The following is a 23,966-nucleotide window of genomic DNA, read 5'->3' as shown; positions in this document are numbered from 1 at the left end:
GGCCGACGCCGAGGCGGCCCGACGCAGTCCCGTTAGCCTTTAGCCACCGGCACGCAAATCCCGGATAATGACTGCTCAGGCGCTCGAACAGCGAGAACTCGCCTCCGTCATCGGACTGGAAGTCCACGTCCAGTTGGAGACGGCGACGAAGATTTTCTGTGGATGTTCCACCGCGGCGGCGGAAGACGAAGAACCCAACACCCGGACCTGTCCCGTCTGTCTCGGACTGCCCGGCGCACTGCCCGTGCTCAACGAGGGTGCAGTCGAGGCGGCGGTGAAGATTGGCAAAGCCCTGAACGCCGACATTCCCGAAGAGACGACGTTCCACCGGAAGAACTACTACTACCCCGACCTCCCCAAGAACTTCCAAATCACCCAGTACGACGCCCCTATCTGTCAAGACGGACAGTTGGAAGTCGACATCCGTGACGAGCGACGCATCATCAACGTCCGCCGCGCCCACCTCGAAGAAGACCCGGGAAGCCTCCAGCACAAAGGCGGCAGCATCGACACCGCCGACTACACGCTCGTCAACTACAACCGTGCAGGGACGCCGCTGATGGAAATCGTCACGGAACCCGACTTCCGGAGTCCGAAAGAGGTCAGAAACTTCCTCGCCAAGTTGGAGGAAGTGCTCGAATATCTCGGCGTCTTCGACTCCACGCGCGACGGGTCGCTCCGCGTCGACGCCAACATCTCGATGGTCCCCGCCGACGACGTCGCCGACGACGGGTCTATCTCGAAGGAGACGCTCGACGCGGCGAACCGCACGGAGGTCAAGAACATCTCCAGTCACAAGGGCGCAGAGAAGGCGCTTGCCTACGAGGTCACTCGCCAGAAGAACGCGATTCAGCGCGGCCGCGTCATCGAACAGGAGACGCGTCACTGGGACGAATCTCGTGGCATCACCGTCTCGATGCGCTCGAAAGAAGAGGAGAAAGACTACCGCTACTTCCTCGAAGCCGACCTGCCGCCGCTACAGGTCTCCGACTGGAAACAGCAGATTCCGATTCCGGAACTCCCCGACGCGCGCCGCGAGCGCTTCCGCGAGGAGTACGGACTTGACGAGGAATCTGCTTCCAAACTGACCTCCACGAAGGAAGTCGCGGACTTCTACGAGGACGTCGCCGAGTCGTTCGACCCCGACCTCGCAGCGACGTGGGTCGCCGACAACCTCCTCGGCGAACTGAACTACCGCGACATGGAGATTACCGACGTCAGCGACCGACTCGACGAGTTCAAGCATCTCGTCGAACTCGTCGCTACCGACGACATCACGACGAAGAACGCCGAGGAGATCGTCCTCCGGCAGATGCTCGACGACGGTGTCGACCCAGACACCGTCATCGAGCAAGAGGGACTCGGTAAGGCCGACGACGACGAAATCGTCGACTTCGTCGAGGAGGCCATCGAGGAGAACCCCGACGCCGTCGAGGACTATCACTCGGGTGAAAGTGGCGCGTTGAACTTCCTCGTCGGGCAGGTCATGCAGAAGTCCCGCGGAAGTGCAGACCCCGGTACGGCGAACCAGTTGCTCCGCGAGCGACTGGACGACTGAGGACGCGACGGAGCCACACAGCAATCTGCGCTGTGCGCGGGTCTCTGCGAGTCGACTCTCGCGACTCGCTGGTTCGGCTCTTCGGTTCTTCGATGCTCTGACTACTGGTGTTCGTCGCCGTGGTACGCCCATCGCTCGGTAGCGACGAACTCGGTACTCTCGCACGCGCCGCACCGGTCGGGTGCAGAGAACTCGTGGCCGTCCTCGATTTCGGCGACTGACCCCGCGTGGACGACTTGGCAGTTCGTACAGACGAACATTTCGACGTGCTCAGGGACGTGAGACATACTGTACCAGAGGGACAGAAGCACCATGATTCTTTGTGCGCTCGCCGTGACGCCAGTGCACGTTTCGTGGTGCGTCGTTCACGAGCGTGAGTCCGTCGTCGTCGACGGTCAGCTCTGTCGCTTCGTACTGGTAGTCCACTCCCGTCACGTCGAACAGCGGGGCGTAGAGGGGTACAGTGACGAGGAGGACACCGACGAGGAGGGCGAGCGAACGGAGACGCGAGTCCATCACCGAATCTCGTGGCAGTGCGTCGAAAAGGCTTGTCCTGTCGCGTCACTCGTCCGTGGGGTCGGCTTCGTAGTCCGGGCCGACACACACCTGTAGCGCCTTCGGCCGAGTGTGCAAGACGAGATGGTCGTCTCGGTGCGGTTCGCCGTCGATGCTGAAGTTGATGGGTTCGCCGTCGAGCGCGTCGACGGTCAGTTGACTCGCCTGAAACCGGTGGACGTGTTCGGTGTCGCGGGCGAACACGCGGTGTGCGGCGGCCTCCGCGACGGCTTTGCTCGTCGGCATCTGCTCGATGACGACGACTTCGAACAGACCGTCTTCGACGTTCGCCTGCCCGCCCTGTTTCGCGAAGCGCCGAACGTTGCCGACGAGCGCACCGAGTGCCTCGCCCGCCCATCGCGTCTCTTCTCCCTTCGAGACGGCGCTGACGTCGATGTGGAGGCCGTCGAAGTCCGCCGCTTGTTGGACGCCGGTGATGGCGAACGCCAGCGACCCGAATCGCTCTTTCAGTTCGCTCGACGTGGCGATGCTCGCCTCTGCGGTCAGCCCGGCGACACAGGACATGACGAACGGTGTCTCGCCGGCGACGCCGATGTCGATTCGTCGCCGCTCGCCCGTGTCGAGGACGGCGAACGCTCGTTCGATGCCCGTGACGTCGATGTTAGTGGCGAAGAGATTCTCCGTCCCCGTCGGGACGACGCCGAGCGTGACGTCGTCGAGTCCGTCGGCGGCGTCGAGTCCTCGAAGCACCTCGTTCAGCGTGCCGTCGCCGCCCGCCGCAGCGACGAGGTCGGCGTCGGCTTCGACGGCGGCCTCGGCGAGTTCGACCGCGTGACCCGGTCCCTCGGTCTGCTCGATACGGTAGCCTCGCTCGGCGGCCAGCGAGCGGACGCGGTCGACGTGGGTTGCGGTCCCACTCGTCGGATTGAGAACGAGCCAGCGGTCGTGCACGCACTCGGATTCGTCCTCGTGACTCATTTGTGTACTGGCTACGGCCATCGACGGGACCGGTTCCCGGGGGCGAGTGGTGTGGACGGTATCTGTACGGGATGCGTCTCGAAAGTCCGGCGAACCGATGAGCCACGACCTGTTTACCTTCGCGCGCTTGCGCGCATAATGCGCACTCGCCCACACACGTTGTGTCGTCGCCGTCGTGCGGTTTCTTCGTTGCCGGCACGAAAGATTTAGGCCGTCCCTGCGCCTATCGCTCGGCAATGAGTCGTGGCCCCGAACTGATAATCACGGAAAAAGACAACGCGGCGAGACGAATCGCCGCCATCCTCAGCGGTGAGTCCGCCGAGGCCGAGCGGATGAACGGCGTCAACGTCTACAAGTGGGGCGGGAAGCGCTGTATCGGTCTCTCCGGGCACGTCGTCGGCGTCGACTTCCCGGCGGAGTACAACGACTGGCGCGACGTCGAACCGGTCGAACTCATCGACGCGCCAATCGACAAACATCCCACACAGGAGAACATCGTCGCTGCCCTCCGGCGACTAGCGCGGAAAGCGGGGAACGTCGTCATCGCGACAGACTACGACCGCGAGGGTGAGTTGATCGGCAAGGAAGCGTACGAACTCGTCCGCGAGGTCAACGAAGACGTCAACATCGACCGCGTGCGCTTCTCCTCTATCACGAAGCGCGAGGTAACCGAGGCGTTCGAGAACCCCGACGACCTCGACTTCGATTTGGCGGCGGCGGGCGAAGCCCGACAGGTAATCGACCTCGTCTGGGGTGCCGCACTCACGCGGTTCCTCTCGCTGTCGGCGCGGCAACTCGGTAACGACTTCATCTCGGTCGGTCGGGTACAGGGGCCGACGCTGAAACTCATCGTCGACCGTGAACGCGAAATCGACGCCTTCGACCCCGAAGATTACTGGGAACTCTTTGCAGACTTAGAGAAGGACGACGAGTCGTTCGAGTCGCAGTACTTCTACCTCGACGAGGACGACAACGAGGCCGAACGCGTCTGGGATGAAGAGTCGGCCACGAAGGCGTTCGAGACACTCCAGAGCGAGTCGTCGGCGACGGTCACGTCCGTCAACCGCCGGACGCGAACCGACGAACCGCCCGCGCCGTTCAACACGACGCAGTTCATCCGCGCCGCTGGCTCTATCGGCTACTCGGCCCAGCGAGCGATGAGCATCGCCGAGGACCTCTACACGGCGGGCTACATCACGTACCCCCGAACGGACAACACCCACTACCCGGAGGACCTCGACCCGCGCGAACTGCTCGACGCCTTCACGGGTTCGAGCACGTTCAGCGACGACGCCGAGTCACTGCTCGACCAAGAGGAGATAGAGCCGACGACAGGCGACAAGGAGACGACGGACCACCCCCCGATTCACCCGACGGGCGAACTCCCCTCCGCGTCGGACCTCTCGGAGGACGAACACGACGTGTACGAACTCGTCGTCCGGCGGTTCTTCGCCACCGTCGCGGAGGCCGCGAAGTGGGAACACCTGCGCGTCGTCGCCGACGTCGCCGGTCTCTCGTTGAAGGCCAACGGCAAGCGCCTCATCAAAGAGGGCTACCACGCGGTCTACCCGTACTTCAACAACACCGAGAGCTTCGTGCCGGACGTCGAAGAAGGCGAAGAACTCGCCGTCACCGACACCCGCATCGAAGCCAAGCAGACCCAACCACCGCGGCGCTACGGCCAGTCGCGGCTCATCGAGACGATGGAGCAGATGGGCATCGGGACGAAGGCGACTCGCCACGACGTCATCCAGAAGCTCTACGACCGCGGCTACATCGAGTCGGACCCGCCGAAGCCGACACGACTGGCACGGGCCGTCGTCAAAGCGGGCGAGGACTTCGCGGACCTCATCGTGTCGGAAGAGATGACCGCCCAGTTGGAGGAGGACATGCTCGCCATCGCCGACGGGAAGGCCAACTACGAGGACGTCACCAACGAGTCTCGCGAGATGCTCGAACAGGTGTTCGAGGGGCTGATGGAGAACAGCGAGGAGTTGGGCTCACAGCTCAAGAAGTCGCTGAAGGCCGACAAGACCCTCGGACCGTGTCCGGAGTGCGGCGAGGACCTCCTCGTCCGCAAGTCCCGCCACGGGTCGTACTTCGTCGGCTGTGACGGCTACCCGGACTGCACCTACACGCTCCCGCTCCCCTCGACGGGCAAGCCGCTCATCCTCGACGACACCTGCGAGGAGCACGACCTCCACGAGGTGAAGATGCTCGCCGGGCGCAAGACGTTCACGCACGGCTGTCCGCAGTGTAAGGCTGACGAGGCCGACGAACAGGAGGACGAGATTATCGGTGTGTGTCCGGAGTGCGGTGAGGAGGAGGGCGGTGAGTTGGCTATCAAGCAACTCCGCTCCGGGTCGCGCCTCGTCGGTTGTACTCGCTACCCTGACTGCGACTACTCGCTACCGCTGCCTCGGCGCGGCGAAATCGAAGTCACCGACGAGATGTGCGAAGAACACGACCTGCCGCACTTGATTGTGCACTCCGGCGACGAACCCTGGGAACTCGGCTGTCCCATCTGCAACTACCGCGAGTATCAGGCCCGACAGGTCGACGGTTCGGAGTTGGAGTCGATTCAGGGCATCGGCGAGAAGACCGCCGAGAAGCTGAAAGAGGCCGGTATCGAAGACGTACCCGGTCTGAAGGAGTCGGACCCCGACGACGTCGCCGCGAAAGTGGAGGGCGTGGGAGCGGATACGGTGCGGAAGTGGCAGGCAGCGGCGGATTAGAGGTAGTGGATTCCGCGCCACTCGTCGTCGACAGCTTCGAGAAACGCGTCGAGTGATTTGACGAGGTCACCGACTCGTGCCTTTGACTGGTCGGCGAAGATAATCCCTGCGTGGTCGAGACTCTCCGATTTCACGAGCGAGAGGAAGTCGTCGTCGAACGTGAACAGAAGCCAATCGTTCTCGACGACGAACTGAAGGTGTTCACGGTCGGGTGCTCCCAGCCGCTCGTGGTCACGAACGGTGTGTATCTCCCAGCCACGCCGTTTGAGTCCCTCGGCGACGGGAATCCAGATCCCCTCGTCACAGTAGAGTGGCCGAGTCATGCCGACGCCGACGCGGAGGAACTGGAACGGAACTCGTCGATATGGTCGTAGTAGAACGCGAGTGCAGTGTGAACGTCGCCGAGTGTCAAGAACGGGTAGAGGTCGACAATTTCGTCAGGTCCGTAGCCGCTGTGCTCGTAGGCTTTCGCGATGTCGATGACGCGAACACCCGTCCCCTCGATTGTCGGCGCACCGTTGCTGTGCTCGGGGTCTCGGACGATTTCGGTCATGTCCGATAGTTGCTCGGCTTGACGGTTAAACCCTCACTAGGAGACCGCCGCTTCGACGATTTCGATTTCCTCCTCGGTCAGGCCGTACAACTCGTAGACGATTTCGTCGATGAGTTGGTCGGTCTTCTCGATTTTCTCTCCGATGCGTCGGCGCGTTGCTTTTGCGTAGAATCGCCAACAGAAGAATTAACAGCTTGTTGACCATCGTCTGTAAACATCGATGAGTGATGTAGGGAACGTGTTTCTCGCGCCGTGCAGCAACGCCCACGCACAGAAGCATCTCCGAGACACAGTTATCGACGGTGTCGGACAGTCTCTCTACCGGAAGTTCACGGAGAGAGAGTTCGGTGACCGCGTCGCCGTCTGGGGAGCGTCCCCGGGTGCGGACAAGTATATCGAACAGATGCGACACGGCGACGTCATCCTCTTCTACACCGGCAATCAGCGGTACCAGTACGCCGCGAAAGTCGTGACGACCGAGTACAATCCGAAATTCGCCGCGATGCTGTGGACGGATTACGACCTTTCCCTTCGAGACAATATGGACGACCTTTGGCCATACGTGATGTATCTCTCGGACGTGCAAGAGGTCGATATCGACAGCACCGAGATACACCACAAACACGCTGGCCACAGTCGCGGTCATCCACAGAACTTCATGCGGTTGAACGACGGCGGACGACGAAGCATCGTGCGCGAGTACGGGAGCGTCTCCGCGTTCGTCGACCACACTGCTGTCGAAGACCACTCCGACGAATACGACGACGCCGAGAGCGAGTTGTACGAGCGAGTACAGAAGACACCAGAACTCACCGAAGACGAGGCACAGTACACAGAAGCGTATCGCCGTGCTCGCTCGTCTGCGTTCCGACGAGGCGTCAAACGGGCGTACGACAACCACTGTGCAATCTGTGGCGCGAAACGGTTCTCACCGACAGGCCGTCCGGAGGTCGAAGCAGCACATATCTACCCGCGGAGCCAGAACGGACGCGAAGATATCAGAAACGGTCTCGCGTTGTGTAAACTCCATCACTGGGCCTTCGACAACGGATGGCTGTCGGTTCGAGATAGATACGAGGTTTTGGTCAATGAACGGCCTGAGCTACCGGGATACGACGAGTTCGTTCAGCTTCGAGAGAAGCCGCTCTGTCTCCCCGAACGTGAAGACCTGCATCCTGCAAAGATGTATCTACAGGAGCATCGCGCACTTCACGGCTTCTCCGCCGATTGAGCATCGCCACCACACCACTCACCGATTCGCACCCTTTTTCATCCCCTCACGGAGTATAACGCCCAATGACTACACCGTGGACTGACTGGGACCACATCACGAAGATCGATCCGGACAAGGACCTCGTCGACGGCGAGACGTTCGAAGACGTCTGCGCCACCGGCACCGACGCGCTCGAAATCGGCGGCACGCTCGACATGACCGAAGAGAAGATGGAGCGCGTCGTCGACGCCTGCGCGAAGTACGACGTCCCCATCTACCAGGAACCGTCGAACCCCGGCGTCGTCATCGACGACGACGCTCTCGACGGCTATCTCATCCCGACGGTGTTCAACGCGAAGGACTCCTTCTGGGTCACCGGCGCGCACAAAGAGTGGGTCCGAATCGAGGACGGCCTCGACTGGGACCGCACGCACACCGAGGCGTACATCGTGCTCAACCCGGACTCCTCTGTCGCAGAGTACACCGAGGCCGACACGGACCAGAACGCCGACGACGTCGCCTCCTTCGCCCGCGTCGCCGAGAAGATGTTCGGCCAGAAAATCGTCTACATCGAGTACTCCGGTACCTACGGCGACCCCGAGAAGGTCGCCGCCGCTCACGACGCACTCGACGAGGCCACGCTGTTCTACGGCGGCGGCATCCACGACTACGACTCGGCGCACGAGATGGGGAGCAACGCGGACGTCGTCGTCGTCGGCAACCTCCTGCACGACGAAGGCGTCGACGCGGTTCGCGAGACGGTCGAAGGGGTCAAAGCCGCCCACGGCGAACTGGCCGAACCCTGAGTGCGGCGTCGGCCGGTCGGCTGGTCGACCTCGGCACACGGCTCAGTCTGCCATCGCTCCGAGGGAGGCGGCGAGCAACCCGGAACGACCGAGAAGAGAGTGGATTTTCCGCCCGTACAGTCACCGTATCTCCCGCAACACGCCGCGCCGAGAACAGCAAGGGCAGTCAGGACTCGCGAGACTCCAGTTCTGTCTCGTCGTCCTGGCCGAACCAGTAGAACGGACAGCTATACTCGTTGTGTACGAGTTCTTCTTCGACGATCTCCAAGCCGAGTTTCGAGAGGTCGCGACCGAGACGGCTGAGGTCGTCGCTGTCACGGCCGACTGCGATGACGTGGAGGTTCTCCTCGCCGGTCATCAGTTCGCGGACGGAGACGACGCCGGGAACTTCCAGCGCCTCGCGAGCGAGTTCTTCGCGCTCGGGAATCGGCGCGGTACAGAAGATGATGGTGAACAGTTGGTAGCCGACGAGTTCGTAGTCGACGTCGACGTGGGCTCCTTGAACGACGCCGTCGGCTTCCAGACGGCCGATTCGGTTGCGAACAGTGCTCGGCGAGACGCCGTAGTCCTCTGCAATCTCTGCGGCGGACGTGCTGCGAGCGTCCTGCTGGAGACGGTAGATGATGTAGCGGTCGAGTTCGTCCAACTCGCGGTTCGGCATACGCAGTCAGGTGGGCCGGCGTCTGAAAGCGTTTACGTTCCCCTAGAGGAGCCTACGTTCGAGTCTCCGGCCGAGCCATCCCGGTGTCGTCTCGTCACGGGGACGGACGAGAATCGACGGGCAGTCGACGGCGAGAGAGACCGAACTGCTCCCCGTGACCAACACGTCTGTCTCGCCGGTCTCTAAGTCCGATGCCCCATCGTCGGGTCGTAAGAACCCGGTTCTGACGGGCGACGAGCAGAGACTCGCGATATCCTCGTGATAGTCGTCGAGCGTGCTGCGCTGGGCGTCGGAACCGAACTCGCCGACGACGTACTCGAAGCGGATTTCGGCGTCGTGGGCGGCGGCGATGGCGTCTGCGATGGCCACCTTCGCCGGGTCGTACGGCCCCTCGTCGGTGACGACCGTCACGACGTTCACCTCGCCGAGACCGGTGTCGCTGTCGTCGCCATTCGTCGCGTGGCGGTCGGTGGTTGTCGTTCGGTTAGGGTCGACGAGCACCGCGTCACAGTCGGTGTGAGCGAGCACCCACTCGACGTCCGACCCGAACAGTCGTTCTCGCAACCCGTTCGGTTCGGTCTCCATGACGAGCATGTCGACGTCCGTGGAGTCGATGTAGTGCGCGAGCGCGTGGCGAGTGTCGTGGCTGACAACCTCGCTCACGCGAATCGGGAGGTCGAAGTCGGCCGCCATCGCGTCGGTACGCGCTTCGAACTCGATGTCGTCGGCCGACTGCGTCGTGGCGGCGTCGAGCGGTACCTGGTCTGCGACGTGGTCGAAACGGACGACAGAGACGCTCCCGTGATGTGGTCGGGCGAGGTCCGCCGCGACGTCGACGAGCGTTCGCTCGTTTGCGAGGTTCATCTCCTCGGGAACCGCGACCAGCACCTCGTAGCCGTCGGTCGCGGGCGTGACCGCCTCACGAGTGCGTTCGACGGCCTGACTGCCCAGTTCGCGTCGAATCGCGTCCACGGCAGCCCCCTCGCGGTCGACGCGACTCCGACCGTAGGCGAGATACCACACGGTACCGGCGACGATGATGACGACTGCGCCGACGAGCGGAAGGGTTCCCATCTGCGTGAGCAAGAGCAGTCCGCTACCCACGCCGAACAGCTGAACCCACGGGTAGAGCGGCGAACGGAAGTCGGGGTTGTACTCCATCGCCCCGCGGCGGAACGCGATGAGTGCGACGTTGACGAGCACGAACACGAGAATCTGGAACGCGCTCGCGAGTTTCGCGATGTCTGCGATAGGGACGAACGCGATGAGCAGGAGCAACACCACGCCGGTGAGCGTGATAGACGTGCTCGGCGTGTTGAAGCGGTCGCTTATCTCCCCGAGCGAGGGCGGTGCGAGGTTGTCTCGACTCATCGCGAACGGGTACCGCGAGGAGGAGAGGACGCCCGCGTTTGCGGTACTGATGAGCGCCAGCAGTGCTGCGACGACCACGGCGAGGACACCCGCAGTGCCGAGTGCGGCGTCGGCCGCGACGGCCATCGGCGCGCTCGAGTCGCTGAGCGACCCCGGTTCTGTGACACCCAGCATCACGAACACGATGAGCACGTACAGTACCGTGGTAAAGGCGAGCGATCCGAGGATGCCGATCGGGATGTTCCGCCCAGGGTCTTCGATCTCCTCGGCTACGCTCGCAACTTTCGTCACGCCCGCGTAGGAGACAAACACCAGCCCGGTGGCTTCGAGGATGCCGCCGACGCCGCTGTCGAAGAACCCGTCGTAGTACGTCAACTGCACCGTCGGAACGCCGCCGACGGCGAACCAACCCAGGGCGGCGAGCATCACGGCGACGATGGCGACCTGGAGCTGTCCAGTCTGTTTCGCGCCGAGCACGTTCACGACGACGAGGAGTGTCGCCAGCGCCAACGCCAGCGGCGTCGTGATACTCTGTGGAACGTCGAAGAGATACAGCAGGTACGGGACGCCGCCGACGAGCGCCAGTGCCCCCTTGAACGAGAGCGCGAACCACGTTCCCGCACCGGCGATGGTGCCGAGGAGCGGTCCCATGCCGCGTTCGATGAACACGTACGTCCCGCCGGATTCGGGCATCGCGGTCGCCATCTCGGACTTCGAGAGCGCCGCCGGCACCACCAGCAGTCCGGCGATGAGGTAGGCGAGAACCACGGCCGGGCCGGCGATGTCCGCAGCTAGCGCCGGGAGGATGAAGATGCCGCTCCCGATCATCGCTTCGATGCTGATGGCGAACACCGAGAACAGCCCGAGGTCACGTTCGAGGGTCTTCGGCACTACGCATCGACCCCGCTGTCGGAGGCATCGTCCGACGTGTCAACTTCGCTTGCAACTCGCGTACGCTGTGGAGCGGCGTCCCGTGTGGTTCGGCGGCGGTCGTCCAGCGCCGAGACGAGCGCGGAGGTGGCACACACCGGTTCGACACCGGCGTCGACGAACAGCTCGACGTTGTCGGGGTCGTTCACCAACGCGACGACGCGTCGGGCACTCCGAACTTGTAACAACTGAGCGACGAGGAGGTTCCGGCTGTCCTCGCTCGACGCGACGATGGCGATGCCGACGTCTTCGGCACTCACGTGGTCGAGTGCGGTTGCCTCACTCGTTTCTACTAACTGTGCGTCGACGCCGGATTCCGCTGCACGGTCGACGGCGCGGCTGTCCGTGTCGAGGTAGACAACTTCGACGGATGCCCGCTCGAGTGCCTCCGCGAGCGTCTCCCCGACGACCCCACCGCCGACGATAACTATGTCATGTCCCATGGCGAATCGATTCTATATCCGTTTCTATTTGCTGAATCGAGATAAGTAGTGCGGTATATTTACTGAATCGTCCTAAACGGTTCGAACGATGGTGAAGGATTCGGGACACAGTAGCGCCGAATCGACCGTTTTTAAGTCCCGTAGGTTGAAACGGCCACGTATGCAAGGCCGAACCTACACGGCAGACGCCGAACCCGGCGACACGGTCAAGGTCGCTGGCTGGGTCCACGAGATTCGTGACCTCGGCGGCATCGCCTTTCTGATTCTCCGAGACAAGTCGGGGAAGATTCAGGTCAAGTTCGAGAAAGACGAGATGGACGACGACCTCGTCGAGACGGGGCTGGGCGTCCACCGCGAGAGCGTCGTCGTCGTCGAAGGCGACGTCGAAGAGGAACCGCGCGCACCGACGGGTGTCGAAGTCACGCCCGAGTCGGTCGAGGTGCTCGCCGACGCCGACCCGGAACTCCCGCTCGACCCCTCCGGCAAGGTCGACGCCGAACTCTCGACGCGTCTCGACAACCGGACGCTCGACCTCCGCAAGGACGAAGTGAAGGCCATCTTCGAGATTCGCGCCGAGGTCCTTCGCGCCGTTCGCGAGAAGTTCCGCGACGTCTACGCGACCGAGATCAACACGCCGAAAATCGTCGCGACGGGGACCGAGGGCGGAACCGAACTGTTCCCCATCACCTACTTCGGCAAAGAGGCGTTCATGAACCAGTCGCCGCAGCTGTTCAAGCAGCTGATGGTCGGCTCCGGCCTCGAACGCGTCTTCGAAATCGGCCCGATCTTCCGCGCCGAGGAGCACAACACGCCGCGACACCTCAACGAGGCGACCTCCATCGACTTCGAGTCGGCGTTCGCCGACCACCAAGAGGCGATGGACGTCTGTGAGGCCGTCGTCAAGGCCGCCTACGAGGCAGTCGACGAGAACTGCCAGGAAGAGCTCGAAGCGCTCGACCTCCAAGACGAATTCGAGGCACCCGAGGGCGACTTCCCGCGTCTCTCCTACGAGGAGGCAATCGAGCGCATCAACGCGACGGGCAAGCTCGACGAGCAACTCGTCTGGGGCGACGACCTGCCGACCGAAGGCGAGAAGGCGCTCGGCGAGGACGTCGGCACCCACTACTTCATCACCGACTGGCCCAGCGAGATCAAGCCGTTCTACATCAAAGACCACGACGACGACGAACAGCTCTCGACCGGGTTCGACATGATGCACCCGAACATGGAACTCGTCTCCGGTGGTCAGCGTGAGCACCGCTACGAGCATCTCGTCGAAGGCTTCGAACAGCAGGGACTCGACCCCGAATCCTTCGAGTACTACACGAAGATGTTCAAGTACGGCATGCCCCCGCACGCCGGGTTCGGACTCGGCGGCGAGCGTCTCATCATGACGATGCTCGGTCTCGGCAACATCCGTGAGGCTGTGTTGTTCCCGCGAGACCGTCAGCGTCTGAGTCCGTAGGACGAAGACCTGACTGTCAGCAAGACTCACGCTGTTCGTCTTGCAAGACCGACAACGGCTCTCGCCGTAAGGCGAAACGGCCACCAACTACGGTGTCCCCTCGTGGCGACGACGGTGCACCGAGCACCACATCTTCTGCGGTTCTCGGTTCTGGAGAGAGCCACGACTACGCAGTCGTCTCTCGGTTCGTGCACCAGCGCGGTGCGTTTATGTCCGTTACCGGCGATTCTCTACCATGTCCCGCGGACCCTACGACTCACACTCCCTCCGAACCGACGGCGGCGAAGAAGACGAAGAAGAGACGCCGCTCCAGCAACTCGTCGCCGGCGTCGTCATCGCGCTCATCTTCCTCGTCGGCTTCGGTCTTCTCGCGGTCGGCTACCCGTGGTTCTGGGTGGCCTTCCCCGTGGGTTTCGCGGGAGTACTCCCGGCCGCGCTCGCACTCGCGAAGTTGTACGAACACAGTCGTGACTCGCGCGCGAGTCGGCCATCCGAACCGACCGTCACCGACGAACACGCCGACGCACTAGCGGCGCTCCGCGCTCGCTACGCTCGCGGCGAACTCGACGAGGAGGAGTTCGAACACCGACTGGAGCGACTCCTCGAGACCGAGACCGTCGACGACGCGAGAGCGCACGTGACCCGAGAGAGAGAGCGAATCAGCGAACGCTGAGGACCGACAGTCGAAACCGGTGAACGCCCCGTCGGCCGTGGCGCTTTTTCCCGTCTGACCCCTCTCGTCAGGCATGTCCCAGTTCAACGAGCACGTGCTCGAAGAGGCGGGGAGTCGCGGAGAGAAACTGCTCGTCGACGACCTCGTCCTCCTCATCGAGCGCCACGAGAGAGAGGGTGGCCCCGGCGTCGCCATCGACCGCGTGGAGGCGTACGCCGAGAAACTCGCCGCGCAGGACGCTCCCGTCAAGCCGGACAAGGTCAGACCGGCCATCGAGGAGCGACTCACCGACGCCGAGACGTGGTCTGCCGACGCGGCGGCCAGCGGCACGTGGTTCGGGTCGGGGACACTCTACGACGTCGGTAACGGCCGCGTCAGTACACTCCCGTCCCGCTGGCACCGAGAACTCACCGGGACGAGAGACCTCACCCGATACCTCGAAGTCATCCTCGACGACACACACGGAAACGGCTTCGACAGCGGTGGTACCGACGGCGGCGTTCCCGAGACGGTTCTCGTCCACGCGGCGACAGTGCTCGGCGGCCTGGGTCAGGGACAGGCCCGCGAGCAGTTAGCGGACCTCCACGAACGCAGCGTCGTCACCGAGTCGGCTGACCAGCATCCGAACGCTCGCATCCATCTGACCGACGACTGACTCTCGACCGCTCGGCCACTCCAGAGAAGATAACAACCGTTAATCGGCGGCTTCTCCTTTTCCCGACAATGACCGACGAAGCCACGGCGTTCGTCCCGGGTCACGTCACCGGCTTCTTCAGCGCACACCCGGCCGACGAGCCAGTACAGGCTGGCTCTCGCGGCGCGGGGGTGACGCTCGCCGACGGCGTCGAGGTGACTATCCGACGACCAGAGACACCGACTGCAGCAACAACACAGCACGTCGAACTCGACGGTGAGACCGTCGAGATGCCGCCCGTCGAGCGCGTCCTCGACGCACTCGGCGTCGACGCATGGGTGAGCGCCGAGACGTCGCTCCCGCTCGGTGCGGGGTTCGGCGTCTCCGGAGCGATGGCGCTCGGGACGGCGCTCGCGGCGAACCGCGTCTTCGAGTGCGGCCGCTCGGAGAACGAACTGACCGCACTCGCACACATCGCAGAGGTTCAGTCGGGGACGGGTCTCGGCGACGTCGTCGCCCAAGCACGAGGTGGCGTCCCCATCCGCCTCGACCCCGGCGCACCCGGCTACGGCCGACTGGACGGCGTCCCCGAACGGCCCACCGTGGAGTACGTGACCTTCGGCGAACTCTCGACCGAAGACGTGCTCTCTGGCGACACTACCCAGTTGTCGGCGGCCGGCGAGGACGCACTCGCTCGACTCGTCCGCGAACCGACGCTCACACAACTGATGTACGCCTCTCGGCGGTTCGCGCGCGAGGCTGGCCTGCTGACCGACGAGGTGACCGAGGCGATTCGCGCCGTCAGCGACGCCGGTGGTGAGGCGTCGATGGCGATGCTCGGCCGAACCGTGTTCGCGCTCGAAACGGGGCTCTCGGACGCTGGCTACGACGCCGTCTCTTGTCGGACGCATCCGGCGGGGGCGACGCTCCGATAGCGACGGTCCCGGTTCCTTCGGGTTTTTCAGCACCCACGTCTCAGTGCCTCTATGAGCGACATCGACATCCCCGAAGACCATCCGCGATACGAGTCGTTGCTCACTCGACACCGTATCGAGGACGGGGTGGACAAGGGCATCACCAGCCGCCAAGGACTCATCGCACAGGGGCGCGGAGAGACGTTCGACTATCTACTCGGCGAGCGCACTATCCCGAGCGCCGCCGCCGCCGAACGCGCCGCCGCCGCCTACCTCCTCCTCGCGGAGCATCCGGTGCTCTCGGTCAACGGAAACGTCGCCGCGCTCGTCCCCGGCGAACTCGTCGAACTCGCCGAAGCGACGGGCGCGGACCTCGAAGTCAACCTGTTCAACCGAACCGAAGCGCGCATGCAGGCCATCGTCGACCACCTGCGCGAACACGGCGCAGACGAGGTGAAGGGACTCACCGCCGACGGCCGGATTCCCGGTCTCTCACACGAACGCGCCAAAGTCGACAGCGACGGCATCGGCGACGCCGACGTCGTCCTCGTCCCGCTCGAAGACGGCGACAGAGCGGAGGCGCTCGCCGCGATGGGCAAGGTCGAACTCGTCGTCGACCTCAACCCGATGTCCCGGTCGGCGCAGTCTGCGACCGTCCCCATCGTCGACAACATCGTCCGCGCCGTCCCGAACATCACACGCCACGCTCGTGAACTGGCCACCGCCTCCCGCGAAGAACTCCAGCGCATCGTCGACGAGTTCGACCGCGACGAGGCGCTCGCGGCCGCCGAGCAGGCGATTCGTGAGGGTGGCGAGGACTGAGTCAGTCGAACCCGCTGACCAGCACGGCGACCCACTGGCCGAAATCCTGCGTCTCGCGCACGTCGACGGACTCGACCCACTTGACCCACTGGAACCCTCGACGGCCGGGCGCGACGAGACGAATCGGCGCACCGTGGCCGTGACTCAGTCGCTCGCCGCCGACGTGTGTCGCCAAGAGCGCGCCACGAGCCTCCTCGATGGGGAGACTCCAGCGATATCCCGTGACCGACCGGAACTGGACCCACTGGCCGTCGTCGTCGACACCCGCGCGGTCCAGCAAGTCGCCGACGCGGACGCCGCGCCAGTCTTGGACGGTGTACCACCCGCTGGTACAGTCGAGGAGCGCCTGCAGTTCACCGTCGGTGTCGAGGTTTTCGACACCCAGTTCGAGTTCGTCGGCGACGAGACCGCCCACCCGAAGTCGCCACGTCGAGCGGTCGATTGGGTCGGGGTCGTCTGCCACCCAACTCGTGACCGGGAACTCGCTCCCTTCGATGGGCTTCGACCCGGTGAATCGTCGCGTCGCACCGGCCGTATCGAACACTCGATTGACGGTCTGCTGGCCGCGCCAGAGGAGTGCGCCGCCGACGAGCAGACCGGTGTACCGGAGCACGTCTCGGCGGCCGTCGACGTCCGAGCGTCGCGGCAGACGGAATCCGGGGAGCGTCCGCCGCGTCCAGAGATGGGCGAGAAAGAGCGGGACCAACAGGAGTCCGAAGAAGATGTGGACGTTCAGCGCCCCCCAGTAGAGCAGTCGAAAGTCGCCGCCGAACACCCAGAACACGCCCGTCGACAACGCGCCGACGGTCACCGCCGTGAGCGCGACGGAGAGCCACGTCGCGTTCGTCCGCAGGCGTCGCTCGGCTACTCGGCGGCGTACCCGCCACAGTTTGACAGAGAGAACGAAGAGGAGGACGACACCAGCGACGCTGTGGAACCAGAAGACGAACGCGTCGTTCGGGTCGCCGGAGACGAGGCTCACCAGCCCCGACCCGACGAGCGAGACGACGAGGACGAGCAGTGTCCAGTCGACGAGGCGGGCCGACGGTGTCGCGCGAGCGACCCACCGACGTACACGAGACGGCACAGTCGCTCTCTTCTAGTGGTTCGACAGTAAAGACTGCATCGCGAGGAAGGGGTGCGTCGCTACGACTCGTCGTTCTCGTCGTCTTCGTCGCTGTCGCCGTCCTCGTCACTGCTGTCTTCGTCTACTGCCTCGTCGTCGTCTGCCTCTTCGACGACGTCGTCTTCGGCGAGGACCTCCTCGGTTTCGGCGTCTTCGTCGTCTTCGTCTGCTTCGTCGTCGACGGCGAGTCCAGCCTGGTGGCCACCGTCGTCGACGTCGTCGAACGTCGACTGCGCCGTGTCGTCTGCGCCGCTCTGGCGGTACTTCACGACGGCGTAGGTGACGCCGGCGGCGACGCCGAGGAACGCCAGACGCGGAAGCGTGACCAGTCGCGAACTCGACTCCTCGTCTGCTTCCTCTTCGTCCTCGTCGACGTCGACGGTGATGGACTCCTCGTCGTCGGCCTCGACCGACGCTTCGGTGTCGTCCGACTCGTCCGAGTCTGCCGACTCACTCGCACCGCTTCGGGACTTTCGCTTGCGGTCGATGAGCGTGAACCCACCGACGACGGCCGCCGAGAGGAGTTGCTTCTTGAGTTCGGCGTCGTCTAACTCCGCCAGCGCTTCGATTGCACTGGGAAGGTCCATCTCGCCGCTCATCACGGCGTTCACGATGTCGGTGTCGCCGTCGTCGGCCGAACTGAACAACTGCACTACGTTGAGAAGTGGCGTCGTACTCATAGGGAGATACCACCACCTTCGAGCGACACCATCCCAAACGTTTCGGCCGTGACACCTCTTCGGTACGAGTTTATCCGACCTGCTCTCGTAGCTACAGTATGGCATCTGATAACACACCAGACCGTGAACGCGTAAACGAGCAGGCGCTCGCCGAACTCCGTTCCCACGAGACGTGGCACGGCCCGCATCTGATTCGGAGCATCGAGCGACATCACTCGGAGACGCATCCTGGCATCCCGCTGTCGCTGTTCGATGCGTACACCGAGCGACTGGGGTACGACGCCATCCGGTCGCGCGCCGACGTCGAGGAGAAAGTCGTCGACGACGAGAACTGGCAGTCCGAGGCAGCCTACTACCGCATCGGTGACAACGTCAGTGCGTACCCGGTCACGTGGCATCGACACTACGAGGACGGTGGGGTTCGCGGACTGGTCGGCGTGATGCAGCAACAACTCGGACACGACGTTCAACGTGGCGACCTCTTGCTCGCACTCGAAGCCATCGCTGGCGTCGACCGACCGACGGCGGACGCGATGTTGACGACGGCCCGACGAGAGAGACAGGTCGTCGTTCAACCGCGGACGAACCCCGAGGCGTTCGTCTATCCGGCGAAGACCGAAGGGTGAGCTACTCGAACAGTGCTTCGGGCGGCCCGCCCGGAAGTCTGTCGCGGTCGTGTTCGGCGCTGAAGTCGATGTCTGGACCGATTGGGACCAGACGCTTCGGATTGACGTCGCCGTGGCTTCGGTAGTAGTGTTCGACGATGTGTTCGACGTTGACCGTCTGGGCGATACCCGGCAGTTGGTAGAGTTCCTTCGTGTAGTTCCAGAGGTTCGGATACTCGTGGATGGCCCGCCGATTACACTTGAAGTGAGTGTGATAGACGTGGTCGAATCGGACGAGCGTCGCGAACATGGCGAGGTCTGCCTCGGTGAGCACGTCGCCAGCGAGGTAGCGCTGTTCGGAGAGGACCGCTTCGTAGTGGTCGAGCGCGTCGAAGAGTTCGCCGACGGCGCGGTCGTAGGCGTCCTGTGACCCGGCGAATCCGGCGCGATAGACGCCGTTGTTGATGGGGTCGTAGATGTCGTCGACGAGTTGGTCGACGTCGTCCTGTCGTCCCTCGGGGTAGAGGTCGACGTCGTGTTCGGCGAGTTCGTCGAACTCGGTGTCGAGCATCCGCATGATCTCTTCGGACTCGTTGTTGACGACCGTCTCGCGCTCTTTGTCCCAGAGGACGGGGACCGTCACGCGGCCGGTGAACTCGTCGTCGGCCTTCACGTAGATGTCGCGGAGGAACTCCTGTTCGTACAAGGGGTCCGGATACTGCTCGGAGAACTCCCACCCGTCGTCGATGCGAACGGGTTCGACGAGCGACAGCGAGATGGCGTGTTCGAGGCCTTTCAGCGCGCGCATCATCGCCGTCCGGTGTGCCCACGGGCACGCCCGGCAGATGTAGAGGTGGTAGCGACCCGCCTCGGCGGGGAACTCGTCTTCGCCGATCCAGTTGCGGAAAGAGGTCTCCTGTCTGTCGAACTCACCGTCGTCGTCGGTCGACTCGTACGCGTCGGTCCGCCACTCGCCGTCGACGAGCATGTTCATGCCGTCACCTCACAGCAGACTAATCGGTCGTTCACACCCGAGATAGCGGCCGACGCTCGAAAAGGATTCGGGGCCTGTGCGTCAGTTGCCGGGAACCAGACGAGAGGCACGTATCACTATCGTTACCAATCCCGAAACAATGATTATGGATAATAGTGATAGATATACGAGCCATGGTAGCAATAGACATCGAATCCGAAGAGGGACAACGAGAGGCACTCAGGCGGATGCTCACTATCCGCGCGTTCGACACGAAAGCAGGCGACCTGTTCGGGGACGGTGAACTCCCCGGGTTCGTCCACCTGTATATCGGCGAGGAAGCAGTCGCCGTCGGCGCGTGTTCGGCGCTCGAAGAGGAAGACTACATCACGAGCACCCACCGTGGTCACGGCCACTGCATCGCCAAAGGCCTCGAACCGGAGCAGATGATGTCCGAACTCTACGGGAAGCGAGACGGCTACTGTAACGGGAAAGGTGGGTCGATGCACATCGCGGACGTCGACGCCGGGATGCTCGGCGCGAACGGTATCGTCGGTGCCGGCCCGCCGCTGGCGACAGGGGCGGCACTCACCTCACACCTTCGAGGAGAAGACACCGTCGCACTGGCGTTCTTCGGCGACGGCGCGGTGGCACAGGGCCAGATTCACGAGGCTATCAACATCGCGGCGACGTGGAAGCTTCCAGCCATCTTCCTCGTCGAGAACAACCAGTTCGGAGAAGGGACACCGGTCGAGAAACAGCACAACGTCCAGCATCTGAGCGAGACGGCCGAGGCGTACAACATCCCCGGGTTCACCGTCGACGGGATGGACGTCACGGCCGTCTTCGAGGCGGTACGTGAGGCCCGAAAACGTGCGCTCAACGGCGAGGGACCGACGTTCATCGAGGCAGACACCTACCGCTACCGCGGTCACTTCGAGGGCGACCAACAGCCCTACCGGACGAAGGAGGACGTCGCCATCTGGCAGGACCGCGACGCCATCGAGTCGTTCAAGCAGAAACTGATCGACGCGGGAACCATCACCGAAGCCGAGTTCGACGAGATGGAGTCGGAGATTCACGACCGCATCGAGCAGGCGGCGGCCGACGCCAAGGAAGCACCGTACCCAGACCCGAGCGAAGCGTACGAGGACATGTTCAGCGCGACGGTCCCGGAGATAAACGAGTTCGCACGACAGATGCGGGCAGACGGAGGTGAACGACAATGAGCACAGAGAGTCGAAGTGGATCCGGCCCAGCACAGACCGAAGAGATGACCGTACGCGAGGCGATTCGTCTCGCACTCCGCGAAGAACTCGAACGCGACGAAGACGTCTTCCTCATCGGTGAGGACGTCGGTGCGTTCGGTGGCGTCTTCGAGGTGACGGGCGGCCTCGTCGAAGATTTCGGCGAGAAACGCGTCCGCGACACCCCCATCAGCGAAGCGGGGTTCATGGGTGCGGCCGTCGGTGCCGCGGCGACGGGGACGCGTCCCGTCGTCGAAATCATGTTCGCGGACTTCATGGGCGTCTGCTCGGAGCAGATTATCAACCAGATGGCCAAGAACCGCTACATGTTCGGCGGCAAGACGGAGATGCCCGTCACCGTTCGGACGACAGAAGGCGGCGGCATGGGTGCGGCCAGCCAACACTCGGGGACGCTCCACACGTGGTTCGCGCACTTCCCCGGCGTGATGGCCGTCGCCCCGGGGACGCCACGTGCGGCGAAAGGTCTCCTGAAATCTGCCATCCGGTCGAACGACCCGGTGTTCGTCTTCGAGAACAAGATGATCTACGAACAGAAAGGCGAAGTTCCACTCGACGAGGACTACACCATCCCGCTCGGGCAGGCGAAGGTCGAACGTGAGGGCGAGGACGTCACCGTCGTCGCCACCCAGCGCATGGTCGGCGAGTCACTCGACTTGGCCGAAGAACTGGACGGCGACATCAGCGCCGAGGTCATCGACCTTCGGTCGCTCTACCCGCTCGACACCGACACGCTCGTCGAGAGCGTGAAGAAGACGGGCCGACTCGTCATCGCCGACGAGAGTCCGCTGTCGTACGGGACGCACGCCGAGGTGGCGACACGGGTGATGGAGAACGCGTTCTACAGTCTCGACGCGCCGGTTCAGCGGGTCGGCGTCGCCGACGTGCACATCCCGTTCAGCCCGGAACTGGAGAACGAGGTGCTCCCACACGGTGACGACGTGGAAGCAGCCATCCGGCGCATAATGTGAGCGGCAACAGACGGAGACAGACGACGGTCGGACTCGTCGTCAACCCGGCCGCCGGACGCGACATCCGACGACTGACCGGCGGCGCGAGCGTCAGTGACAACTACGCCAAGCGTCGGACCGCCGAGTGCGTCCTCGAAGGCCTCACCGTCGTCGACGACGTGCACGTCCTCGTCATGCCCGACAGCACGGGGTTGGCGAACAAACTCGTCGACGACGCGCCCGCCGACCTCGACGTCGAACTGCTCGACACGACGGTCACGGCGTCGGGCCGCGACACCCGACAGGCCGCCGAACGGTTCGCCGAGCGAGCGGACGCCGCCGTCGTCCTCGGCGGCGACGGCACGAACCGCGACGTCGCCCACGGTATCGGCGACGTGCCCGTCGTCAGCATCTCGACGGGGACGAACAACGTCGTGCCCACGCCGGTCGACGGAACCGTCGCTGGCGCGGCCGCGGCGCTCGTCGGGTCCGGTGCCGTTCCGGTCGAAGAGTCGACCTACCGCCACGGGATGGTGGAAGCGCGTGTCGACGGCGACGAGGAGAAGACCGTCCGCGGACTGGCGACGCTGGGTGTCCTCGACCGCCCGTTCGTCGGCACGAGAGCGATTCTCGACCCCGGCGACATCGTCGGCGGTGTGGTCTCGCGCGCCTCGTCGACGGAGATCGGTCTCTCCGGAATCCCCGGCGGACTGCTCACGCACCGTCCCGACGACCCGGGCGGTGTCGGCTTCCGCCTCGGGCCGCCGGCGGAGTCGTCTCGGACAGTTCGGGCGGTCACCGTCCCCGGCGTCCTCTCGACAGTCGGCGTCGAAGACTACCGCGTCCTCGACGACGGCGAAGACTTCGTCTTCGAGATGCCGCGCGGCGTCGTCAGCGTCGACGGCGAACGTGAACTGGCGGTGCGAGAGGCGACGATTCGCGTCCGACCGCTCGCCGACGGGCCGCGGATGGTCCGTATCGAAGATGTCGTCGAACGGGGGGCACAGGAGGGGTGGTTCCGAGTCGACGTAGGCGCGGTCAGTCCGGAACGTTCGGAGTGAGAACGAGGCGAATCCGAAGAAGAAAACGTCAGACGTGCTCGCGCCGGGCGACGTGCACGTAACGAGCAGAGCCAGCGCGCTTGAACACTGGATACACCACGACGTCGCGGTAGCCGGCGTCCTCCAGCCACGTCGTCATCGTCTCACCGGCGACGTACACGGCGACCGGTGCGAGTTCGACGCCGCGTCGGAGAATCCCCCGGATGACCGACTCGTCGGCGTCCAGCGACCGCCCGTAGGGTACATCTGTCACGATGGCGTCGGCGGTGCGTGTGATAGTGCGGGCGTCGGCACACTCGACGCTGGCGTCGTAGCCGAACTGCGTCAGATTCTCGCGTGTCATCTCCACCATCGTCCGATTCCAGTCCACTCCGTAGGCTTCGATACCCATCGACTGGGCTTCGAGCAGAATCGACCCAGTGCCACAGCACGGGTCGAGTATCGTCTGTGCCGGGGTGACGAGGTTGACGAGCGCACGTGAGAGACGACTGGAGAGCGACGACGAGGTCCGGCGGGGTTTGTCGTCGTGTCGTCGGTAGTCCTGCGTGTACTCGCTCACGACTTCGCCGAACCAGAGATAGTCGTCTATGGCGCACACGACGAATCGGTGTCGCGGGTCCTCGAGGTCCGGATAGAACGGGAGCGCGTCCGCGAGTTCGATAGTCGCCGCTCGGTGTGTACCGTCGAGCGACCCGACAGACGAGTGGACGTCGATGCGGAAGTCGTCCGCCGGGAACGCCGCCTCCTCGACGGCCGCCACCAACTCGTCGAGCGTCGTCCCCCGTGCGAGGAGGCGCAGTCCCGTGCGAACGTAGGCCGCGCGGGGGACGTGGACGACGGTGTCACAGCGTGCGACACCGTCGCCGTTCGGTCGCCCGCCGGTGAGGTTCGCACACTCCGCTGCGACGAGGGCGTTGTGCTGACTGCGCGCACAGATGGCTGCGAACTCGCTCTTTCGGGTCGTCTCTGCGGTCTGATAGAGGGTCTCCATGGGTGGGGTGCGTTCGGGTGGACGCACCTCACGACGAGTGAGC

General features: G+C 63.9%; 25 protein-coding genes and 1 pseudogene. 13 read left to right on the top strand and 13 right to left on the bottom strand.

Annotated elements, in window-relative coordinates:
* The first annotated feature begins 67 nt into the window (after positions 1-67).
* Positions 68-1,558, top strand: a complete 1,491-nt coding sequence (gatB, locus tag BM083_RS09340) for an Asp-tRNA(Asn)/Glu-tRNA(Gln) amidotransferase subunit GatB (RefSeq protein ID WP_089868818.1) — start codon at positions 68-70, stop codon at positions 1,556-1,558.
* A 101-nt stretch (positions 1,559-1,659) separates the two neighbouring features.
* On the opposite strand, the gene BM083_RS09335 is transcribed toward gatB, so the two are convergent.
* The 3 genes from BM083_RS09335 to BM083_RS09325 are packed head-to-tail and all read right to left on the bottom strand — an operon-like array spanning position 1,660 to position 3,052.
* Positions 1,660-1,845, bottom strand: coding sequence for a hypothetical protein (locus BM083_RS09335; RefSeq protein ID WP_245756875.1), 186 nt, complete (start codon positions 1,843-1,845; stop codon positions 1,660-1,662).
* Positions 1,829-2,074 carry a hypothetical protein gene (locus BM083_RS22795; protein ID WP_143085708.1) on the bottom strand — a complete coding sequence of 82 codons (246 nt, stop codon included), beginning with the start codon at positions 2,072-2,074 and terminating at the stop codon, positions 1,829-1,831. The genes BM083_RS09335 and BM083_RS22795 overlap by 17 nt, the downstream gene beginning before the upstream one ends.
* A gap of 45 nt (positions 2,075-2,119) precedes the next feature.
* A complete protein-coding gene (locus BM083_RS09325) occupies positions 2,120-3,052 on the bottom strand; it encodes a diacylglycerol/lipid kinase family protein (protein ID WP_089868809.1) in 933 nt (310 codons plus the stop codon).
* 236 nt (positions 3,053-3,288) lie between these two features.
* On the opposite strand from BM083_RS09325, the gene BM083_RS09320 reads away from it, so the two are divergent.
* A complete protein-coding gene (locus tag BM083_RS09320) occupies positions 3,289-5,787 on the top strand; it encodes a DNA topoisomerase I (protein ID WP_089868807.1) in 2,499 nt (832 codons plus the stop codon).
* On the opposite strand, the gene BM083_RS09315 is transcribed toward BM083_RS09320, so the two are convergent.
* The 3 genes and pseudogenes from BM083_RS09315 to BM083_RS24215 all read right to left on the bottom strand — a co-directional run.
* Positions 5,784-6,110, bottom strand: a complete 327-nt coding sequence (locus tag BM083_RS09315) for a DUF5615 family PIN-like protein (protein WP_089868805.1) — start codon at positions 6,108-6,110, stop codon at positions 5,784-5,786. The genes BM083_RS09320 and BM083_RS09315 overlap by 4 nt on opposite strands.
* Positions 6,107-6,340, bottom strand: coding sequence for a DUF433 domain-containing protein (locus BM083_RS09310; RefSeq protein WP_089868803.1), 234 nt, complete (start codon positions 6,338-6,340; stop codon positions 6,107-6,109). The genes BM083_RS09315 and BM083_RS09310 overlap by 4 nt, the downstream gene beginning before the upstream one ends.
* A gap of 36 nt (positions 6,341-6,376) precedes the next feature.
* Positions 6,377-6,481: pseudogene (locus BM083_RS24215) on the bottom strand (restriction endonuclease); the annotation flags it as partial.
* A 79-nt stretch (positions 6,482-6,560) separates the two neighbouring features.
* On the opposite strand from BM083_RS24215, the gene BM083_RS09305 reads away from it, so the two are divergent.
* A complete protein-coding gene (locus BM083_RS09305) occupies positions 6,561-7,571 on the top strand; it encodes an HNH endonuclease (protein ID WP_089868801.1) in 1,011 nt (336 codons plus the stop codon).
* Between the two features lie 65 nt (positions 7,572-7,636).
* Complete coding sequence (locus BM083_RS09300) at positions 7,637-8,359, top strand: phosphoglycerol geranylgeranyltransferase (RefSeq protein ID WP_089868798.1); 723 nt, start codon at positions 7,637-7,639, stop codon at positions 8,357-8,359.
* A 166-nt stretch (positions 8,360-8,525) separates the two neighbouring features.
* Here the strand turns inward: BM083_RS09300 and BM083_RS09295 are convergent, their stop codons facing one another.
* Genes BM083_RS09295 through BM083_RS09285 form a run of 3 tightly spaced genes read right to left on the bottom strand, consistent with a single transcriptional unit; the run spans position 8,526 to position 11,764 of the window.
* The gene (locus tag BM083_RS09295; RefSeq protein WP_009366456.1) at positions 8,526-9,020 is read right to left on the bottom strand and encodes an Lrp/AsnC family transcriptional regulator; all 495 of its coding nucleotides are present in this window, start codon (positions 9,018-9,020) and stop codon (positions 8,526-8,528) included.
* A gap of 42 nt (positions 9,021-9,062) precedes the next feature.
* Complete coding sequence (locus BM083_RS09290; RefSeq protein WP_089868796.1) at positions 9,063-11,282, bottom strand: universal stress protein; 2,220 nt, start codon at positions 11,280-11,282, stop codon at positions 9,063-9,065.
* Positions 11,282-11,764, bottom strand: a complete 483-nt coding sequence (locus BM083_RS09285) for an NAD-binding protein (RefSeq protein ID WP_089868795.1) — start codon at positions 11,762-11,764, stop codon at positions 11,282-11,284. Before BM083_RS09285 ends, BM083_RS09290 begins: the two co-directional genes overlap by 1 nt.
* 160 nt (positions 11,765-11,924) lie before the next feature.
* Between BM083_RS09285 and aspS the strand changes: the two genes are divergently transcribed.
* The 5 genes from aspS to BM083_RS09260 all read left to right on the top strand — a co-directional run bounded on the left by aspS (position 11,925) and on the right by BM083_RS09260 (position 16,272).
* Complete coding sequence (gene aspS, locus BM083_RS09280) at positions 11,925-13,229, top strand: aspartate--tRNA(Asn) ligase (protein WP_089868793.1); 1,305 nt, start codon at positions 11,925-11,927, stop codon at positions 13,227-13,229.
* Positions 13,230-13,464: 235 nt separating this feature from the next.
* Positions 13,465-13,902 (top strand): SHOCT domain-containing protein, encoded by a 438-nt coding sequence (locus BM083_RS09275; protein ID WP_089868790.1) that lies wholly within the window; start codon positions 13,465-13,467, stop codon positions 13,900-13,902.
* Positions 13,903-13,975: 73 nt separating this feature from the next.
* Positions 13,976-14,557 carry a hypothetical protein gene (locus BM083_RS09270; RefSeq protein ID WP_089868788.1) on the top strand — a complete coding sequence of 194 codons (582 nt, stop codon included), beginning with the start codon at positions 13,976-13,978 and terminating at the stop codon, positions 14,555-14,557.
* A gap of 68 nt (positions 14,558-14,625) precedes the next feature.
* Positions 14,626-15,471, top strand: a complete 846-nt coding sequence (locus BM083_RS09265; RefSeq protein ID WP_089868786.1) for a pantoate kinase — start codon at positions 14,626-14,628, stop codon at positions 15,469-15,471.
* A gap of 51 nt (positions 15,472-15,522) precedes the next feature.
* Positions 15,523-16,272 (top strand): 4-phosphopantoate--beta-alanine ligase, encoded by a 750-nt coding sequence (locus BM083_RS09260; RefSeq protein WP_089868784.1) that lies wholly within the window; start codon positions 15,523-15,525, stop codon positions 16,270-16,272.
* A gap of 1 nt (position 16,273) precedes the next feature.
* On the opposite strand, the gene BM083_RS09255 is transcribed toward BM083_RS09260, so the two are convergent.
* Together BM083_RS09255 and BM083_RS09250 are read right to left on the bottom strand one after the other, a co-directional pair.
* The gene (locus tag BM083_RS09255; RefSeq protein ID WP_089868783.1) at positions 16,274-17,359 is read right to left on the bottom strand and encodes a molybdopterin-dependent oxidoreductase; all 1,086 of its coding nucleotides are present in this window, start codon (positions 17,357-17,359) and stop codon (positions 16,274-16,276) included.
* A gap of 59 nt (positions 17,360-17,418) precedes the next feature.
* Positions 17,419-18,078: a hypothetical protein gene (locus tag BM083_RS09250; protein ID WP_089868781.1), complete on the bottom strand. Its 660-nt coding sequence runs from the start codon at positions 18,076-18,078 to the stop codon at positions 17,419-17,421.
* A gap of 98 nt (positions 18,079-18,176) precedes the next feature.
* On the opposite strand from BM083_RS09250, the gene BM083_RS09245 reads away from it, so the two are divergent.
* Entirely contained in the window at positions 18,177-18,704 is a 528-nt protein-coding gene (locus BM083_RS09245) for a hypothetical protein (RefSeq protein WP_089868779.1), read from the top strand.
* Position 18,705: 1 nt separating this feature from the next.
* On the opposite strand, the gene BM083_RS09240 is transcribed toward BM083_RS09245, so the two are convergent.
* Positions 18,706-19,677, bottom strand: a complete 972-nt coding sequence (locus BM083_RS09240) for a glutathione S-transferase family protein (RefSeq protein ID WP_089868777.1) — start codon at positions 19,675-19,677, stop codon at positions 18,706-18,708.
* Between the two features lie 173 nt (positions 19,678-19,850).
* Here BM083_RS09240 and BM083_RS09235 point away from each other — a divergent pair, with 173 nt between their 5' ends.
* Genes BM083_RS09235 through BM083_RS09225 form a run of 3 tightly spaced genes read left to right on the top strand, consistent with a single transcriptional unit; the run spans position 19,851 to position 22,932 of the window.
* Positions 19,851-20,885, top strand: coding sequence for a thiamine pyrophosphate-dependent dehydrogenase E1 component subunit alpha (locus tag BM083_RS09235; RefSeq protein ID WP_089868776.1), 1,035 nt, complete (start codon positions 19,851-19,853; stop codon positions 20,883-20,885).
* Positions 20,882-21,892 (top strand): alpha-ketoacid dehydrogenase subunit beta, encoded by a 1,011-nt coding sequence (locus tag BM083_RS09230; protein ID WP_089868774.1) that lies wholly within the window; start codon positions 20,882-20,884, stop codon positions 21,890-21,892. The genes BM083_RS09235 and BM083_RS09230 overlap by 4 nt, the downstream gene beginning before the upstream one ends.
* The gene (locus BM083_RS09225) at positions 21,889-22,932 is read left to right on the top strand and encodes an NAD(+)/NADH kinase (protein WP_089868771.1); all 1,044 of its coding nucleotides are present in this window, start codon (positions 21,889-21,891) and stop codon (positions 22,930-22,932) included. The genes BM083_RS09230 and BM083_RS09225 overlap by 4 nt, the downstream gene beginning before the upstream one ends.
* A 28-nt stretch (positions 22,933-22,960) precedes the next feature.
* On the opposite strand, the gene BM083_RS09220 is transcribed toward BM083_RS09225, so the two are convergent.
* Positions 22,961-23,923: a TRM11 family SAM-dependent methyltransferase gene (locus tag BM083_RS09220; protein WP_089868768.1), complete on the bottom strand. Its 963-nt coding sequence runs from the start codon at positions 23,921-23,923 to the stop codon at positions 22,961-22,963.
* Positions 23,924-23,966: the final 43 nt, after the last annotated feature.

Origin of the sequence: Halogranum rubrum (assembly GCF_900114455.1) — an archaeon.
In the GTDB taxonomy this organism is placed as follows: Archaea; Halobacteriota; Halobacteria; order Halobacteriales; family Haloferacaceae; genus Halogranum; species Halogranum rubrum.
This window is presented reverse-complemented; position numbering and strand designations above follow the sequence as displayed.

What these genes read in the sequence shown, in the direction of transcription:
- BM083_RS09295 (WP_009366456.1), bottom strand. Translation starts at nt 9,020, where the DNA reads ATGCCGAACCGCGAGTTGGACGAACTCGACCGCTACATCATCTACCGT.
- BM083_RS09240 (WP_089868777.1), bottom strand. Translation starts at nt 19,677, where the DNA reads ATGAACATGCTCGTCGACGGCGAGTGGCGGACCGACGCGTACGAGTCG.
- gatB (WP_089868818.1), top strand. Translation starts at nt 68, where the DNA reads ATGACTGCTCAGGCGCTCGAACAGCGAGAACTCGCCTCCGTCATCGGA.
- BM083_RS09300 (WP_089868798.1), top strand. Translation starts at nt 7,637, where the DNA reads ATGACTACACCGTGGACTGACTGGGACCACATCACGAAGATCGATCCG.
- BM083_RS22795 (WP_143085708.1), bottom strand. Translation starts at nt 2,074, where the DNA reads ATGGACTCGCGTCTCCGTTCGCTCGCCCTCCTCGTCGGTGTCCTCCTC.
- BM083_RS09305 (WP_089868801.1), top strand. Translation starts at nt 6,561, where the DNA reads ATGAGTGATGTAGGGAACGTGTTTCTCGCGCCGTGCAGCAACGCCCAC.
- BM083_RS09275 (WP_089868790.1), top strand. Translation starts at nt 13,465, where the DNA reads ATGTCCCGCGGACCCTACGACTCACACTCCCTCCGAACCGACGGCGGC.
- BM083_RS09270 (WP_089868788.1), top strand. Translation starts at nt 13,976, where the DNA reads ATGTCCCAGTTCAACGAGCACGTGCTCGAAGAGGCGGGGAGTCGCGGA.
- BM083_RS09285 (WP_089868795.1), bottom strand. Translation starts at nt 11,764, where the DNA reads ATGGGACATGACATAGTTATCGTCGGCGGTGGGGTCGTCGGGGAGACG.
- BM083_RS09220 (WP_089868768.1), bottom strand. Translation starts at nt 23,923, where the DNA reads ATGGAGACCCTCTATCAGACCGCAGAGACGACCCGAAAGAGCGAGTTC.
- BM083_RS09250 (WP_089868781.1), bottom strand. Translation starts at nt 18,078, where the DNA reads ATGAGTACGACGCCACTTCTCAACGTAGTGCAGTTGTTCAGTTCGGCC.
- BM083_RS09230 (WP_089868774.1), top strand. Translation starts at nt 20,882, where the DNA reads ATGAGCACAGAGAGTCGAAGTGGATCCGGCCCAGCACAGACCGAAGAG.
- BM083_RS09245 (WP_089868779.1), top strand. Translation starts at nt 18,177, where the DNA reads ATGGCATCTGATAACACACCAGACCGTGAACGCGTAAACGAGCAGGCG.
- aspS (WP_089868793.1), top strand. Translation starts at nt 11,925, where the DNA reads ATGCAAGGCCGAACCTACACGGCAGACGCCGAACCCGGCGACACGGTC.
- BM083_RS09325 (WP_089868809.1), bottom strand. Translation starts at nt 3,052, where the DNA reads ATGAGTCACGAGGACGAATCCGAGTGCGTGCACGACCGCTGGCTCGTT.
- BM083_RS09320 (WP_089868807.1), top strand. Translation starts at nt 3,289, where the DNA reads ATGAGTCGTGGCCCCGAACTGATAATCACGGAAAAAGACAACGCGGCG.
- BM083_RS09335 (WP_245756875.1), bottom strand. Translation starts at nt 1,845, where the DNA reads ATGTCTCACGTCCCTGAGCACGTCGAAATGTTCGTCTGTACGAACTGC.
- BM083_RS09260 (WP_089868784.1), top strand. Translation starts at nt 15,523, where the DNA reads ATGAGCGACATCGACATCCCCGAAGACCATCCGCGATACGAGTCGTTG.
- BM083_RS09235 (WP_089868776.1), top strand. Translation starts at nt 19,851, where the DNA reads ATGGTAGCAATAGACATCGAATCCGAAGAGGGACAACGAGAGGCACTC.
- BM083_RS09310 (WP_089868803.1), bottom strand. Translation starts at nt 6,340, where the DNA reads ATGACCGAAATCGTCCGAGACCCCGAGCACAGCAACGGTGCGCCGACA.
- BM083_RS09265 (WP_089868786.1), top strand. Translation starts at nt 14,626, where the DNA reads ATGACCGACGAAGCCACGGCGTTCGTCCCGGGTCACGTCACCGGCTTC.
- BM083_RS09315 (WP_089868805.1), bottom strand. Translation starts at nt 6,110, where the DNA reads ATGACTCGGCCACTCTACTGTGACGAGGGGATCTGGATTCCCGTCGCC.